The following is a 16,684-nucleotide window of genomic DNA, read 5'->3' as shown; positions in this document are numbered from 1 at the left end:
TATTAAGATTCCCCAATCAAGTTCCTTCATGCTATTCAAATGATGGAACAAAAAAAAAATACTTCCTTAGAAGTATTTCCAAAAACTCGAGATATCTACTTTAAATTATCATTAGCTATAATTTTTTTGAAATTATTTGCAATTTTTCGCATTTCTTGAGCGTGCTTTAAAGTACTAGTTGTTATATTTTCTCCACTAATCATTCTTCCTAATTCCTTGGTAATTTCCTCATCATCTAGAATTTCAAGCTTTGTAATTGTTTTGTTAGATTGAAAATCTTTTTTTATAAACATATGAACATCACTCATGGCTGCAATTTGCGGCATATGTGTAACGCAAAATACCTGACGATTCCTAGAAATTGCTGCAAGCTTTTCGGCAATTTTTTGGGCAGCTAAACCGCTAACACCTGTATCTACCTCATCGAATATAACAGTTGGAGTGCAGTCGATATTTGCCAATAAATTTTTGAAAGCAAGCATAATCCTAGATAACTCACCACCTGAGGCAATTTTTGCGAGAGGACGTAAAGGTTCTCCTGGGTTTGCTGAGAATAGAAATTCAATTGCATCTATTCCTGTATGTTGTGGTTCATCTAATTCTATAAAAGATATCTCAAAATTGACTTTCGGTAAAGATAATTGCTTAAGCTCATCCTTCATAGCTACTTCCATCTGTTCCGCTACGTGCTTGCGCAACTTTGTAAGTAACTTAGCTTGTTTTACAAATTCCTGTTTTAAGTTTAAAAGTTTGTCCTGTAAATCCTTAGCAAGACTATCCTTATTCTCTAATTTATGTAGTTCATCTTCTAGCTGCTGCATATAAATAATTAGTTGGGGAATATCTTTACGATACTTACGTTTTACCTGCTGCAGCTCAAATAAGCGCGCCTCTATGCTGTTAATATCTTCCTCAGTAGCTTCACTATCTAATGTCTTACCAGCTTCAAGTGCAACATCTTCAAGGGAGACCGTAACATTTTCTAAAATAGCTATTTGCTCGTTATATTTACTATCTATCTTCGCTATCTCTTGCAAGCAAAGCATGGCTTGATGAATTAGCTCGCTTGCACCTAGTCCTTCATTGGTTCCATCTTTAAGATATGCTTTAACCAAATGGGCGTTTTTAAATAGTTTTTCTTGATTACTAAGGATTTTTTTCTTATTTTCTAATTCTTCCTCTTCGCCCTCACTTAAGTTCAGTTGAGTAAGGTCTTGAACTTGAAATTTCAGAAACTCTATTCTTTGGGAGGCATCCTGCTCATTCTTATGAATTTCATTGAATTCCGTCAATAATCTTTTATAATCAAAAAATAAATTCTTTACAATAAGTAATTGTTCATTAAGCTCTGTTTTTCCATAGCCGTCTAAAAGTCGGAGATGTTCTTTAGTATGTAGTAATTTTTGATGTTCATGCTGTCCATGCAAATCAATAAATGGTTCCATAATTTCCTTTAAAAAATGGACCGTAACTAATTTTCCGTTAATTCTACAAGTACTTTTACCTTGAATTTTAATTTCTCGAGCTACTATCAAATCATTGGAATCAGCATCAATTCCGTAATCATTAATTTTATTGATAATTTCGTCTGAAATAATAAATAAAGCTTCTACATAGGCAGTTTCACATCCATATCTAATTAAATCACTGGAAGCTCTTCCACCAACAATAACGTTTAATGCGTCAATTATCATAGATTTACCAGCGCCTGTTTCACCTGTTATTACGTGAAAGCCATTTTGAAAAGAAATTTTCATATCCTCAATAAGACCGAAATTTTTCACGGCTAATTCCTGTAACATATTGATTCTCCCCTGTGACACATGTCTATTTTTATAGCATATCTAGAAATTGCTGCTCCACTAGTTGTGCAACTTGCTTATCCTTAGCAATTATGAGAATGGTATCATCACCGCAGATGGTTCCTATAATTCCGTCCCATCCTAGCCCGTCAATTAACGAGCCTAGGGCATTAGCGTGACCTGGCAAGGTTTTCATCACAATCAAATTCTCAGCTTTATCTAAGGATACAAAGCTATCGACTAAAACCCGTTTTATTTTCTGTTGTGGGTTAAATGGTTGTTCCGAGGCTAATGAATAAATGTATCTACCAGTAGCTGTAGGTACTTTTATTAGCTGTAGCTCTTTAATGTCGCGCGAAACCGTCGCTTGTGTCGCCTTAAAACCCAGACGCTTTAATTCAGTTACAAGCTCATCCTGTGTTTCGATATCTTTTTCCTTTACTAGCTCCCTAATTCTTAAGTGCCTTTGACCTTTCATAATAACCTCCTGAAAGTCATTTTTAAAAATCTGAAAGTCATTTTTTAGTTGTGTAGCTTTTGTCTTACAACCTCAAAAAAATTATGCTCATCCCATCGAATAAGGCGTGTTTTATGCTGTGATTTTCGCAAAATAATTACATCATCCACCTCAAGTTTGAACCCTAGCTGACCGTCAATTGTAAGTCCAATGTCATTATGTGTGGCATTTAGCTTAGTACGAATAGTTGTTGCTCCTGAAATAATCATCGGGCGAACCTTTAATGAATGAGGGCATATTGGCGTTAGTAGGATTAAATCCGCATCTGGAACTACAATAGGCCCACCCGCCGATAGGGAATATGCCGTTGAGCCAGTAGGTGAGGCTACAATTAATCCGTCCCCCTTATATGACCCCAGAAATTTATCCTCAATAAACATAATAATTTCTATCATGCGACTAAAGGCACCTTTAGCAATACCAACATCGTTTAATGCTAGAAAATCTTTAACTACTTGCCCTGAACGCACTACCTGAGCCTGTAGCATCATTCGATTTTCTATGTAATATTCTCCGTTAATGATTTTATCAATTGTAATTTCTAAGTCCTCTGGTTCTGATTCAGATAGAAAGCCCATATTCCCTACATTGATTCCTAATAACGGTATTTCATAAGCAGCAAAGTCCCTTGCAATACCTAACAACGTCCCATCCCCGCCGAGGACGAATATAATATCAACCTGTTTAGGAATCTCCATTAAAGATATTCCTAAATCGCTTCTACCTAGCTGCTCTGCTACTATATTATCGATAACAACTTTAATCCCTCGTTGCTCCAAGCTTTTTATAAGCTGTCTAGCTACAATCCAGCCCTTTGGCTTACTTTTGTTAACTATTAGACCTATGCGTTTCACTTTTTTAATCACCTCAAGATGAATATCAATATACCAATTGCTGCAACCACATAAAGCCAACGAGGTAGTTTAAAATAGTCCAAAAATGAACGATTGTACTGAAAATTTGACAAATCAAAATATACCTCGTTAATTTTTTCTTTATCTAAATCAATATACAAGACGCCATCTACACGAAAAAAAAGTTGGTATTTAAGCAGTTCATCACGTAAAAAAGATCCGCTATAACGTTCTTGTTTCCTTTTATTCTTTATTTTTACGACATAAATATTATCATTTTTTTTAGCAATAAAATCAATTAAAATTCTCGACTGATAATTTCTATCTGAGGCCTTTATATCAATTGGAACACGATGCTTCCCAGCAACAATTTCATAACCATTAGCCTCTAGTAGTTTAGTTGCAGCTCCACCTTTAGGCGGTGTAGCATGTTGGACCGATGGGTAGCTTTTATTTTTAAAGGCAATAACAATTACTACTGTAATTGTTACCAATATAATAATATCTACAATTTGCATGCGCTCTCCCTCCATGCCTTACTTCTTCGCTAAATACCTTAAAATTCCTTTTTAACTAAGACATGAATGGGCATTTTCTATAACTTTTTCAAACAACTCTAATTCTTGATCAGTTATATTACTAATATTTTGGTCTTCTTCTGGTTCAGTATTTAATTGTAGTTGAAATAAAGCCAAAAATTCTATATTGCCATCCCCACCTGTTATAGGTGAAAAAGTCAATTGCTTCAAAATAAACCCTAAAGCTTTCGCCCTGCTTATGACATCCACTAAAACCTGCTTATGTACATGTGGGTCTCTAACAATTCCTTTTTTCCCAACTAAATCCTTGCCTGCTTCAAATTGTGGCTTAATTAAAGCTATTACTTCTCCACCATCTGCTAAAATCTCCATTAATTTAGGGAAAATTAGCTTTAACGAAATAAATGAAACATCAATAGATGCAACGTTAGGAACACCAGACTTCAATTTATCAGCTTCTAAATGCCTAAAGTTAGTTCGTTCTAACACGATAACCCTAGGGTCGTTTCTCAATTTCCAGTCTAGCTGTCCATAACCTACATCTACAGCGTATACCTTCCCTACACCATTTTGCAATGCACAATCTGTAAACCCGCCCGTCGAAGCTCCTATGTCAATCATAACTTTGTCATTAAGTTTTATACTAAACTCCTTTATTGCCTGTTCAAGCTTTAGACCGCCTCTACCGACGTAAGGGTGAATATTTCCTTTAACAGTAAGCTGTTTATCTATTTCTATCTTCATACCCGGCTTGTCAATTCGCTCACTTCCTGTATATACAAGTCCTGCCATTACAGCTGATTTAGCTTTTTCCCTCGTAGGCAGTAAACCTTGTTCAACTAACAATACATCTACTCTTTCCTTTTTAATTATCCTCACCTCTTCAAATAGCGTTGTAAAGCACCCTTCATTATAACGTCATAAAGCAGCCCCTTTATTAAGAAGCTGCTCTAAATTATATATTTCTTATACATGCTGGGTCTTTAAAGGCAAAAATTGGCTTATTTCTTCAGTAATTTGTTCAGCTGTCAAACCAATTTGGCTAAGTAACTCCAGTCTGTCTCCGTGCTCAATAAACTTATCAGGTATTCCGTAGCGCTTAATTTTTAAGTTTCTACGCCCAGCTTGTTCGTAATACTCTAAGATAGCACTACCTAGTCCGCCCTGTAGTACATGTTCTTCGATTATAATTATTGGTGCGCCTAAATTAGCTAGTGCATCTAATGTTTCTTCATCTAATGGTTTAACAAATCTTGCATTCAAAATATTTACAGTGAAATCTCTTGTTTCTAGCCTAGAGGCAACATCTTGTGCTATAGACAACATAGGCCCTAATGCTATGATTGACAAATCCTGACCCCGATTAATATATTCCATACGACCAATAGGTAAGCATGCCAGCTCTTCAGACATGTCTACCCCATTTCCATTTAACCTAGGGTAACGAACTACAACTGGGCCTTTAAGCTGTACAGCAGTATATAGCATATGACGAAGCTCATTTTCGTCTTTAGGCATCATTATTGTAATATTAGGAATATGTCTTAAGTAAGCTAAATCAAAAACTCCATGATGTGTTTCTCCATCCTGCCCGACTAGTCCAGCGCGGTCTACAGCAAAGATTACAGGAATATTCTGCAAGCATACATCGTGTAAAACCTGATCATAACCCCTTTGTAAGAACGTCGAATAGACTGCAAATACCGGAATGAAGCCACCCTTAGCTAAGCCTGCTGCCAGTGTAACGGCATGTTGCTCGGCGATTCCAACATCAAAAAAGCGCTCAGGATATTTTTTTGAAAAATCCGTGAGTCCTGTTCCAGTTGGCATTGCGGCAGTTATACAAGCTATTTTTTGCTCATCTGCTGCAATGGCTACAATAGTATCGCCAAAAACCTTAGTGTAGCTTGGAGGAGCTTGTTTCTTAATAGATTGTCCTGTTTCGATGTCAAACTTTCCTATGCCATGGAATAAATCAGGATTTTTCTCTGCTGGTGGATAACCTTTTCCTTTTTTAGTTATAACATGAACTAGAAGTGGACCCTTTTTTCGTTTTGCTTGCTGAAGTGTAGATTCTAAATCCTCTAAATTATGACCATCAATAGGTCCAAGATATGTAAAGCCTAGCTCTTCGAACAGCATTCCTGATACAAATAAATATTTCAGACTATCCTTAATTCGTTCTGCTGTTTTAAGCATTTTACTGCCGATAGCTGGGATTTTTTTCAATATAAATTCGATGTCATCCTTAACCCTAGAGTAATTAGGATCTGTTCTCATTCTTGTAAGGTAGTTGGATAGTGCTCCTACATTTTGGGCGATTGACATCTCGTTATCATTTAATATAACTATAAGATTTACATCACTTTGCCCTGCATGGTTAAGGGCTTCTAAAGCAATGCCGCCAGTCATTGCACCATCTCCGATAATGGCAATCGAATGATTGCTTTCATTATTAAGCTTTGCAGCATATGCCATTCCTAAGGCAGCTGATATAGATGTGCTACTATGACCAGTTTCAAAAACATCGTGCTCACTCTCTTTACATTTAGGGAATCCAGATAGACCTTTATAACAACGCAAGGTGCTAAATTGCTTCCAGCGACCTGTAAGTATTTTGTGAACATATGATTGATGACCAACATCCCAAATCATTTTATCTTCTGGGCTATTAAATACAGAATGGAGTGCAATTGTTAGCTCTACTACTCCTAAGTTTGGACCAAGGTGTCCCCCTGTTTTAGATACTTCCTCAATTAAAAATGTGCGAATTTCATTAGCTAACTGTATCTTTTGCTCTAAATTAAACTCCTTAACAGTCGTTGGGTGATTTATTGTTTGTAGCAACATCTCTGTCCCCTCTTTTCGCCTTCTTTTTGTTATTCTTTGAATCGAAAAATTTAATATTAAATTTCTTTTCTATTATATTCAGTATTTTACCAACTACTGATATAATCTGTTGGCTGTATTTTATAGCAATTGCTTTGCCTATGGCCTTCCCACCAACGGTTAATGCAGCAACAATGCTCGTAGCTGTAACTTTTAATACATTTTCAAACATTGTACTACTACTATCCATTGTGAGCAAGACCTGTATAATCACAGCAGCACTAGCGGCACCACTAATAATTCCAGCAATATCTCCTATAACATCATTACAGAAGTTTGAAAATTGATCCGCATTTCTTACAATTCGTATCGACACCTTTGCACCTTCTACCTTATTGGCAGCCATTGCGTGAAATGGTTTTTCGCAAGCTGAAGTTGCAGCTATACCTATTGTATCAGAAACCACACCTATAAAAATGATAATAAGCACAACAAAAACTCCAAATAACCAATGGAGTTGCAGGACAAACATATTAGAAATTATTGAAAAGATTGCAGCTAACACGAAGGTTAAAAAAGTTATCCGTATTGTCCATTTATAGGTAGATTGCCAAAACTCATTCAACGATATTTTCCCCTAACTTCTTTATGTAGTAAGCGTAAATCTTATATGATATGAAAAAAAGCTTCAAAACTGAAGCCTTTTTAAATGTCTGTTATATTTCGAGTGGTTGCTTCCTGAGTAAACACTGCGGCTTAGGTCTAGTTGGTTTTCCCATAGAAGATCCAAATCGTTGCCAATCTGGCGGTTTCCCTTTATTCCTCTATTGACGCCGTCACCGAACGTCAGACTAGATTGCCACTTAGTCCGCACTCTAATCCCCAGGAAGCATCCCTTAGGACAGTCTAGGAGTTTTCCTCAACAACCAATTACCTTATCCTAGCCCCTTTTGCAACATAGATTTCATATAGCTAACAAGTACTTAAATTCTTGGCCTAGAATTTAAGTATTTCTATATTTCCCCTCTATATCACTCAAGGCAGGCTACGCTATACCCAAGCTACTTAACACTAAAAGCTCGCATATAGGTTCATACCCCAAGCCATAATCATGAACCGATCATTCACGACCACGCACTTGGGCCTCCGCGGAAGTAGGGTCAACGCCCACATGCCATTGTGGATCGCCCCACTACCTTAACTCCCAGCAACGACCCCCAACTGGGCGTCAGCAGCCGCCACCAGGAACTTCATCGATGTGCCCTTTGACGGATTTTTAGCCCCGCCTTCAGATAAGGATTGGCTGACTAGAATACTGCACCACTCTAATCTCTGTAACACTATTATATCAGGTTTTGCTATCAATCTCAAATAACAAGAATCGAATTATAGCAGAGTATACAAAAGATAAAGTGCTTTTGTGTGTAATATTATAACGATTTTAATCTAAATATCATTTATATGAATTTATTCATATAAGCTTGAGAATTACTCACTAGTGCTAAAATCATTCTAAATAGCTATTGTATTGATTGTGTTTTCAAGATACCATAAAGATAGTTCATAAAGAACTAACTTGTTGAATTTTTTCCCTCTCAGTGCACAAAGTGTACAAACTTCTACTCTCTCCCACAGGAATAGTTATTCCTGTATTTTTTTTGCCTTCTTTTAGCTATCTCTTGCTACTAAGTAATCGGCAATTGCCCTTAGATATTTAGATTCCTTACAGCCACTGCTATCTAAAGCTAATAAAGCCTCTTCTGTTAGCTTCTGTACTTGCTTCTTTGATTCATCTAAGCCAAGCAGTGCTGGGTAAGTAGCTTTATCATTCATTAAATCACTGCCTACGGATTTTCCAATTGTTTTCTCGTCACCTATAATATCTAATATATCATCCTGTATTTGATATGCTAATCCTAATTTAGAGGCGAAGTCAGTAATAGCTGCTAATGACTCATTTTTTACACCTGCTACAATCGCTCCCGCCCTTATTGCTATAGTAAATAATGCTCCTGTTTTATGTCTGTGAATATATTCTAACTGCTCTATACTTGGCCTTTTGCCTTCTGCTTCCATGTCGGCAACCTGACCACCTACCATACCTTCTGCCCCTGCGGCTTCGCTAATTTCGTCAATTAGCTGTAGTGCTATAATTGGATCTACTCCAAGGTCAGTTGCATTAGCAAGCACTTTAAAAGCTTTAGTTAGCAGAGCATCGCCTGCTAAAATCGCAATAGCTTCGTTATAAACCTTGTGGTTTGTCAGCTTTCCTCTTCTGAAGTCATCATCATCCATTGCTGGAAGGTCATCATGAATCAAAGAGTACGTATGTATCATTTCTATTGCACATGCTATTGGTAGCGCCTTTTCTGCTTCACAACCAAAGGCTTCAGCTGTTGTCAATGTTAAAACTGGACGCAAGCGTTTCCCGCCTGCAAACATACTATAACGAATCGATTCGTACAATATCCCAGGATGGGGTTCAACCTTTTGCAAATATTTATCCAGCGCTTTATCAATAGTAGCAATCTTAGAGTTAATAAATGTATTAAATTCAATTCTCATATTTAATCCCCATCCTTTTCTACAACTGTTTCTAAACGATAGCTCCCATTCTCTATAGATATCTTTTGCACCTGTTGTTCTGCTTTTTCTAATAAGTTATGACAATCTTTAGCCAAATTTATTCCCTGTTTATATAATTCTATTGATTCTTCCAGGGTAACTTCTCCCGCTTCTAGTTTTTTAACTACTGACTCTAATTCCAGTATTGCCTGGTCGAAAGCTAACTGACTAGTTTTTCTTGGCATTACTAACCCCCCTTATACGACAAGCTAATACACCATCTGTCAATTGTACATTTACTTCATCTTCGACTTCCACCTGGGAAATTGATTTAATTATGCGCCTTTGCTCGTTACCATCAATATCATGTTCTTGATATGTTAATGAGTAACCCCTGTCCATTATCTTAAGCGGACTTAAATCCTCCAGCCTTTGACACAGCATTGTAAATGTAGCAATATCCTGTTTAAAACGGTTGTGAAACAATTGCTGTAAATCTTTAGTTAAAAGATCTAGTAGTTGTCTATGCTGCATTGTTAGTATTTCAGGCTTTTTAAATACCTTTGCATTTAATAGATTATTAAGTTTTTCTCTTTTCGAAGCCACTTTATTGTCAATAGCCAAATTCAACCTATGAGTAAGTGTTTCTAAGTCCTTCTTTATGTCTATATATTTAGGTGAAACTAGCTCTGCGGCACCAGTCGGGGTTGCTGCTCGCACATCAGCAACAAAATCAGCAATTGTAGTATCAGTCTCGTGCCCAACTCCTACGACAATAGGAATCTTGCATTTGTGAATAGCTCTAGCTACCTGCTCATTATTAAATGCCCAAAGCTCTTCAATTGACCCTCCGCCCCTAGCAAGTAATATAACATCAATAAATCCAGAGCAGTATGCTTCTATACCAGTTAAAGAATCTATAATTGATAAAGGCGCTGCATCACCTTGGACTGTTGTAGGTACTAAGTATGTCGGTATGTAAGGGTTTCTTCTTTTCAAGGTTATTAGTATATCACGTATAGCTGCTCCTGTCAGAGAAGTAATAATCGCAATTCCTTTTGGCAGATAGGGTATCGGTTGCTTATTAGCTGTATCAAACAAACCCTCTTTAGCGAGCAGTTGCTTAAGCTGCTCATATGCGATGTGGAGACTACCTAATCCTGCAGGGTACATCTCCTGTATATACAGTTGATATTGGCCGTCACGTTCATAAATCGACACATTACCATTAGCGATTACTTTCATGCCATTTCTAGGTATAAATTGTAAAGAGCGATTATTTCCAGCAAACATGATTGAGCGAATTACACTTTTTTCATCCTTTAAACTGAAATACATGTGCCCGCTACTATGGTGGGTGAAATTAGATATCTCACCACTAATCATAGTATCACAAAGCTGCCAATCGTTATCGATGACGTTTTTAATATATTTTGTTAGCTGACTAACTGACCAGGCTTGTTTCGTCATACTGATTTCTTGCAAGCTACAATTGTGTTCTGTAATAGCATCGTTATTGTCATTGGGCCTACACCACCAGGTACTGGCGTAATAAATGATGCTTTATCCTTAACTTGTTCGAAATCCACATCACCGACGAGCTTACCGTCAACTCTATTAATTCCAACATCAATCACAATAGCTCCATCCTTGACCATATCCGCTGTTATCATTTTTGGACGGCCTACGGCTGCTATTACAATATCACCCTGCTTAACTATTTCAGCCAAGTTCTGTGTACGGGAGTGGCAGATTGTAACTGTAGCATTTTCATACAACGACAATAACGCTACTGGTTTCCCTACGATATTACTTCTGCCGATTACAACAACATGCTTGCCCTCTAGTGTCTCACCAGTTCTTTTAATTAATTCGATACATCCAGCAGGTGTACAAGGAAGATAACTGTCCTGACCTACCAATAGCTTTCCAGCATTTAAGATATGAAACCCGTCTACATCCTTGTCGGCTGAAATACGTTCTATAACAGCCTGCTCATTAATGTCTTTAGGCAATGGTAGCTGGACGAGAATTCCATGAATCCTCATATCACTATTTAACTCGTCAATTTTTTCTAAAAGCTGCTGTTCTGTTATCTCTTCTGGCAGCTCATACACTTCAGAGTATATACCTATGTTATTACAGGCCTTTGCTTTCGCCCTTACATAGGTTTGTGAAGCTGGATCACTACCTACTATTACAACTGCTAAACCTGGTTGAATATCTTGCTTTTGTAATTTCTTTACTTCTTCAGTAAGACTATCTCTGATTTCCAATGAAACTTGTTTTCCATCAATAATGTTAGACATTATGTACCTCCAAACTTAGATGAAAGAGCGACGCACCATTAATAGTGGACGCTCTCACCTATTTCTATATAATTACTTATTCGTTAGATAATTGTGAATTCCTGCTGCTGCTATTTTACCAGCACCCATTGCCTTTATAACGGTTGCCGCACCAGTAACTACATCTCCGCCAGCATAAACCCCTGGGATAGAGGTAGCACCAGTCTGCTCATCAGCAATGATATTACCCCATTTATTAGTAGCAAGATCAGGAGTAGCCTGTGTAACAATAGGATTCGGTCCTTGTCCAACTGCTACTACTAGTGTATCTACAGGCAAAGTGAATTCTGACCCTGGTATTGCCTGGGGGCGTCTTCTGCCAGATTCGTCTGGCTCGCCAAGCTCCATTTGCTGGCATACAATTTCTTTAACATAGCCCTTCTCGTCGCCTATTACTTTCATTGGATTAGCTAGCGTCAGGAAGCCAATGCCCTCTTCTTTTGCGTGTTCAATTTCCTCTTTACGTGCTGGCATTTCTTCCTCAGAACGACGATAAATAATATGCACAGTCGCCCCTAATCGTCTCGCTGTTCTCGCTGCATCCATAGCTACATTCCCTGCTCCGATAACAGCTACATGGTTACCTACATATACAGGTGTTTTATATTCTGGAAAACGATACGCCCTCATTAGATTAACTCTTGTTAAAAACTCATTAGCAGAATAAACTCCGTTTAAGTTTTCTCCTTCTAAGCCCAAGAAATATGGAAGGCCAGCGCCAGTTCCTAAAAATACAGCTTCAAAGCCCATTTCAAATAGATCATCAATTGTTAAGGTTTTGCCGATAATTACATTACATTCAATCTTAACGCCTGCTTCTTTTAAAAACTCTACCTCTTCCTTAACTATGCCCTTTGGTAAACGAAATTCAGGAATTCCATACATTAGAACTCCCCCAGGCTCATGAAACGCTTCATACATTGTTACGTCATAGCACAGTTTAGCTAATTCACCAGCACAGGCTAAGCCAGCTGGGCCTGAACCGACTACGGCCACTTTTTTGCCTGCACTCACTTCACAGACAATTTTTTTATGCTCTTTGGTTAGGGCGTAGTCAGAAACAAACCTCTCGAGTCTACCAATCGCAACAGGCTCTCCTTTTAACCCTACAATACACTCTACTTCGCACTGCTCCTCCTGTGGACATACACGTCCACAGACTGCTGGCAGGCTATTCTTTTCCTTAATTTTTTTGTATGCTTCAATAAATTTTCCTTCCGCAGTTAAAGCGATGAAATCTTTAATATCTATATTTACTGGGCACCCTAATTGGCATTTTGGATTTTTACATTTCAGACAACGCTTTGCTTCAGATATTGCTTGTTCCTCAGTATAGCCTAATGCTACCTCTGAGAATCCCCTTACACGTAACTCATCTTCCAAAAGTGCCATCGGCTCTCTACCTATAAATCTCGCCCTTTTATCTACTGACATCCGTTTGCACCCCCACAGCCCTCTTGAATCAGCACTTCTTTTTCTTTATCCTTATACATGCTTAATCTTCTCATTTGTTCATCAAAATCAACTAAATGACCGTCAAACTCTGGCCCATCAATGCAGGTGAACTTTGTTTCTCCACCTACTGTTACTCTACAGGCTCCACACATTCCAGTGCCATCTACCATCAAAGAATTTAAGCTTACTAGGGTCTTGATTTCATATTTACGTGTTAAGTTAGCTACGGCCTTCATCATAGGTATCGGTCCAATTGCTATAACTAAATCTACAGGTGTATTTGAATCTATTAACTCCTGTAAAATCGTAGTGACAAAACCTTTGGTTCCATAGCTTCCATCGTCAGTCGCAATATAGAATTCATGACTGTACTCCTGCATTTCGCTTTCCAATAGGATTAAGTCCTTATTTCTAGCGCCTACTATAGAAGTCACGTGTGAGCCCGTCTGGTACAAATGCTTAACCTCAGGGTACAGCGGCGCAACACCCAATCCCCCACCAATGCATACTACGTGCTTATGCTCTGGATAATGAGCAGCTTGACCTAAAGGTCCGACGAAATCTAAAATGTGATCACCAGCTTCTAATCTTCCTAGCTGTTTACTAGTACTACCTACTTCCTGTGCAATGATTGTTACTGCACCCGTTTCAGGGTTTGCGTCAGCTATTGTTAACGGAACACGTTCGCCTTTCTCGTCAATGCGTAACATTACAAAGTGACCTGGTTTGTGCTTTTTAGCAACTAAAGGTGCTTCGATATCTAATAAGATAACCCTATCAACACCTGTATCAGTTAGAACCTTTTTACGTAATACCTTATACATTAACTTTTTCCTCCCAATCTCTCTATAAAGTCCACTATTAATAACCACTAAAGAATATCATTATATAGAATGCAGTGTTTGTCAATTCCACTTTTTTCTTAATAATCACATTATTTTATTTATCCCGTTAATCGACTAAAATATTTCTATGCTTATTATTGCCCAAAACAGCTACACCATAGGCGTTATCAGATGAATACTCTATTTTTGCAAAATTAATATTTACCCGAACAACTGGGTGACCACACTTTGTTTTGAGATAATTTCTTATATATTCATTTGAGGCAACACCACCTACAACCAACACATCATTAACATTATAGCTTTCTTTCGCTTTCCTTATAATTTTTTCAAGGGTTTTGCCGATACAATGTTCCACAGCTCTAGCAACATCAGTCTCTGCTATACCTTGCTCTAGCAGTCTTTCTGCCTTCGTAGCAGGTCCCGAAAAGCTAAAATCATAGCCTTTGACACTCGATGGTATTACTAGCTTTTCCCTAGCTTCTAAAGCGACTTTTTCTAGATGCTTGCCCGCTGGAAAGGCGAGTCCCATTTTCACTCCTACGCGGTCAATGAATTGACCTGCATGCAGGTCGCGTGTTCCCCCAATTAGCTCGATATTAAACCCATTCTCAAGTTGCTCTACAATGCATACTTCGCTGGTTCCTCCAGAAATTTGTATAGCTATAAATTGTTTAGCTGTAAGTGATGTATCTAATGTCGTTAGCCCCGCGGCAATATGTCCCTCCTGATGTGAAAAGGTGTATAAGGGAACATTTAAGCTTGAGGCTAGTACTCGGGCATATGTATGTCCAGCAAAAAATACTGGCATATATGAGCCAGTAAGCGAACGCGGTTTATCTGATACAGCCAGACAAGCTATTCTCTGACTTTGTACTTTTGAAAACAACTCTTCAATAAAACAAGGCAAGTTTTTCATATGCTGAAAAACTGCCATGTTCTGACGTAATCCCTTCTCACCCAAAGGGACATCTAAAATTTTTCTATTCTCAAATAGTATCTTATTATCGGCAGTATCAATAGCACAGATTGATGTTGTGTAGGCGCTTGTATCAATCCCAACTACTACATCCTTCAATCTCTAGTACCTCCATTAACGCTGTCTTCATCATCAATATTATCTGGTTCATCAGTATTATCTGACTCATCGATACTCTCTGTTACATTGGCCGTTTCTGCTGGGTCTTTGGTTTTTATTAATTTAGCCAATATACCATTAATAAAACTTGCCGATTGTCCCGTACTAAAAACCTTAGCTAGTTCAACAGCTTCATTGATAGCTATACTATCAGCGATATCAGTGAAGAACATTTCGTATGTAGCTAAACGCAATATGTTACGTTCGACCTTGCCAATGCGTTCGATATTCCAGCCCTCTAGCACTTTAACTAACATCTCATCAATCGCTTGTAAATTTGCATGAGTTCCAGCTACAATTTCTTCAATAAATTGCTGTTGCTTTTTAGTGACATTATCGTCCTCAAAGCGTTCACGTACGATAAGCTGAATATCCGTTTCTTTTTTTATATCAATTTCGAATAAAATCTGTAGCGCCTTTTCCCTAGCTTGTCTTCTAGCCATATTCTAATTTGTCCTCCAATAAAAATTGTTTTTCGGTACCTATCTCCAATGATTCGGTAAAAATCGTTCAATAAGGTCTCTAATATCTTCATTTCTATCAATTTTCGTACCTATAAAATAGCCAATCGCAGCCAAGGCAATGAATACAATCATTTTAAAGAATCCAAAAAACAAATATATAATTCCAAGAACTACACCTATTGTTAGTCCTATTACCTTACCCAGATTTGTCGACAGAAAATCCTTAACTTCTTCCTTCATGCTTATCCCCTACCTTAAAGGAGCTCTATGGGTTTTAGACTTTTGTAGTACATCTTTCACAACTACTAAAACCTTTTCTATTTTTACACCCGATAGTGTCTCTACATATTTTTTTACTTCAACTTGAAGTTTATCCGTCGTTTCTGGAATATTTGTTTCTGGATTTAATGTTACCTTCATAGAAATTTTTGCACCAAATTCAGTAGGTATTACTTTAGCTGACAACTCACGCACACCTTCTATTTGACGGCCTGTCCGAGCAGCCATCGCCTCTAACGCTTCTACAGATATTTTCACATCGCCAATATCAGTAGAATGGTTAATTGTTCTCGAAGACGTCCTATCAGCAGCTCCATAGCGCTCGAAGGTGCTAAACATAAACCGCAATGCGACTAAGAAGAATACAAGTCCAATTAAAGCATTACTTAACATTGTTTGAAGACTATTAGCGTATAGGGCAGTAAAATACCTACCAATAGCATCAATTGGAATTAATTTTAAAGATACTATAATAAATATAATTGATAAGAGTGCAATAGCTAAGTTATAAAAAAAGAATACAATTTTCTCCAATAAATTCATTATCTTTGCTCCTCTCTAATCTTTGATTTTATTAAATCAAACCCCCTGTTAAGGTTGCAGGGGGTTTATAATGGTCGCTCTGATAATTTTTATTTTACACGTATCTCTTCGTCTCGTTGTTCTCTTTTCTCTTCTTGCTTGAAATCTACACCTTGAACATGGACATTAACTTCAACTACATATAAGCCAGTCATGTTTTCAATTTCTCTTTTTACATTATCTTGAATTGCATTTGCTACTTCTGGGATTGACGATCCGTATTTTACTATGATAGATACATCAACTGCTGTTTCTTTTTGACCTACTTCAACCTTAACCCCTTTGGATAGATTTTTTCTACCCAATAGCTCTGCAATACCACCAGCAACTCCACCACTCATGCCAGCAACTCCAGGTATTTCTACTGTAGCAAGTCCTGCAATAATTTCTATAACCTCAGGAGCGATTTGAATATTTCCTAACTCATTAGAATTCTTCATCTCAGAAGGGACTGTCACTTCTAACAC

The 16,684-nt window shown here is 37.7% G+C and carries 18 protein-coding genes; all 18 read right to left on the bottom strand.

What is annotated here, in order from left to right; all coding sequences use genetic code 11:
• Positions 1-95 precede the first annotated feature (95 nt).
• The 18 genes from recN to BHF68_RS01830 all read right to left on the bottom strand — a co-directional run bounded on the left by recN (position 96) and on the right by BHF68_RS01830 (position 16,657).
• Positions 96-1,802 carry a DNA repair protein RecN gene (gene recN, locus BHF68_RS01915; protein WP_069641947.1) on the bottom strand — a complete coding sequence of 569 codons (1,707 nt, stop codon included), beginning with the start codon at positions 1,800-1,802 and terminating at the stop codon, positions 96-98.
• 31 nt (positions 1,803-1,833) lie between these two features.
• Entirely contained in the window at positions 1,834-2,283 is a 450-nt protein-coding gene (gene ahrC, locus BHF68_RS01910) for a transcriptional regulator AhrC/ArgR (protein ID WP_069641946.1), read from the bottom strand.
• A gap of 41 nt (positions 2,284-2,324) precedes the next feature.
• Positions 2,325-3,173 (bottom strand): NAD(+)/NADH kinase, encoded by an 849-nt coding sequence (locus BHF68_RS01905; protein WP_069641945.1) that lies wholly within the window; start codon positions 3,171-3,173, stop codon positions 2,325-2,327.
• 8 nt (positions 3,174-3,181) lie between these two features.
• The gene (locus tag BHF68_RS01900; protein ID WP_069641944.1) at positions 3,182-3,691 is read right to left on the bottom strand and encodes a hypothetical protein; all 510 of its coding nucleotides are present in this window, start codon (positions 3,689-3,691) and stop codon (positions 3,182-3,184) included.
• Between the two features lie 51 nt (positions 3,692-3,742).
• The gene (locus BHF68_RS01895; RefSeq protein ID WP_069642266.1) at positions 3,743-4,582 is read right to left on the bottom strand and encodes a TlyA family RNA methyltransferase; all 840 of its coding nucleotides are present in this window, start codon (positions 4,580-4,582) and stop codon (positions 3,743-3,745) included.
• A gap of 96 nt (positions 4,583-4,678) precedes the next feature.
• Positions 4,679-6,562 (bottom strand): 1-deoxy-D-xylulose-5-phosphate synthase, encoded by a 1,884-nt coding sequence (gene dxs, locus BHF68_RS01890; protein ID WP_069641943.1) that lies wholly within the window; start codon positions 6,560-6,562, stop codon positions 4,679-4,681.
• The gene (locus BHF68_RS01885; RefSeq protein ID WP_069641942.1) at positions 6,525-7,166 is read right to left on the bottom strand and encodes a hypothetical protein; all 642 of its coding nucleotides are present in this window, start codon (positions 7,164-7,166) and stop codon (positions 6,525-6,527) included. Before BHF68_RS01885 ends, dxs begins: the two co-directional genes overlap by 38 nt.
• A 1,043-nt stretch (positions 7,167-8,209) precedes the next feature.
• A complete protein-coding gene (locus tag BHF68_RS01880) occupies positions 8,210-9,106 on the bottom strand; it encodes a polyprenyl synthetase family protein (protein ID WP_069641941.1) in 897 nt (298 codons plus the stop codon).
• A gap of 2 nt (positions 9,107-9,108) precedes the next feature.
• On the bottom strand, positions 9,109-9,351 hold the full coding sequence (gene xseB, locus BHF68_RS01875) for an exodeoxyribonuclease VII small subunit (protein ID WP_069641940.1): 243 nt from the start codon (positions 9,349-9,351) through the stop codon (positions 9,109-9,111).
• Positions 9,335-10,576 (bottom strand): exodeoxyribonuclease VII large subunit, encoded by a 1,242-nt coding sequence (gene xseA, locus BHF68_RS01870; RefSeq protein ID WP_069641939.1) that lies wholly within the window; start codon positions 10,574-10,576, stop codon positions 9,335-9,337. Before xseA ends, xseB begins: the two co-directional genes overlap by 17 nt.
• Positions 10,573-11,418 (bottom strand): bifunctional methylenetetrahydrofolate dehydrogenase/methenyltetrahydrofolate cyclohydrolase FolD, encoded by an 846-nt coding sequence (folD, locus tag BHF68_RS01865; RefSeq protein WP_069641938.1) that lies wholly within the window; start codon positions 11,416-11,418, stop codon positions 10,573-10,575. The genes xseA and folD overlap by 4 nt, the downstream gene beginning before the upstream one ends.
• Before the next feature lie 69 nt (positions 11,419-11,487).
• The gene (gene gltA / locus BHF68_RS01860) at positions 11,488-12,888 is read right to left on the bottom strand and encodes an NADPH-dependent glutamate synthase (protein WP_069641937.1); all 1,401 of its coding nucleotides are present in this window, start codon (positions 12,886-12,888) and stop codon (positions 11,488-11,490) included.
• Entirely contained in the window at positions 12,879-13,733 is an 855-nt protein-coding gene (locus BHF68_RS01855) for a sulfide/dihydroorotate dehydrogenase-like FAD/NAD-binding protein (protein ID WP_069641936.1), read from the bottom strand. The genes gltA and BHF68_RS01855 overlap by 10 nt, the downstream gene beginning before the upstream one ends.
• Positions 13,734-13,860: 127 nt before the next feature.
• Entirely contained in the window at positions 13,861-14,832 is a 972-nt protein-coding gene (locus BHF68_RS01850; protein WP_069641935.1) for a hypothetical protein, read from the bottom strand.
• Positions 14,829-15,335: a transcription antitermination factor NusB gene (gene nusB / locus BHF68_RS01845; RefSeq protein ID WP_069641934.1), complete on the bottom strand. Its 507-nt coding sequence runs from the start codon at positions 15,333-15,335 to the stop codon at positions 14,829-14,831. Before nusB ends, BHF68_RS01850 begins: the two co-directional genes overlap by 4 nt.
• A 39-nt stretch (positions 15,336-15,374) precedes the next feature.
• Positions 15,375-15,596, bottom strand: a complete 222-nt coding sequence (locus tag BHF68_RS01840) for a DUF2273 domain-containing protein (RefSeq protein WP_069641933.1) — start codon at positions 15,594-15,596, stop codon at positions 15,375-15,377.
• A gap of 9 nt (positions 15,597-15,605) precedes the next feature.
• Positions 15,606-16,178, bottom strand: a complete 573-nt coding sequence (amaP, locus tag BHF68_RS01835) for an alkaline shock response membrane anchor protein AmaP (protein ID WP_069641932.1) — start codon at positions 16,176-16,178, stop codon at positions 15,606-15,608.
• Between the two features lie 89 nt (positions 16,179-16,267).
• The gene (locus BHF68_RS01830) at positions 16,268-16,657 is read right to left on the bottom strand and encodes an Asp23/Gls24 family envelope stress response protein (protein WP_436796436.1); all 390 of its coding nucleotides are present in this window, start codon (positions 16,655-16,657) and stop codon (positions 16,268-16,270) included.
• Between the last annotated feature and the right edge of the window lie 27 nt (positions 16,658-16,684).

The sequence above is a fragment of the Desulfuribacillus alkaliarsenatis genome (assembly GCF_001730225.1).
GTDB lineage: Bacteria > Bacillota > Bacilli > Desulfuribacillales > Desulfuribacillaceae > Desulfuribacillus > Desulfuribacillus alkaliarsenatis.
Note: the sequence above shows the minus strand (reverse complement) of the source record. Positions and strands in the feature narration are given on the sequence as shown.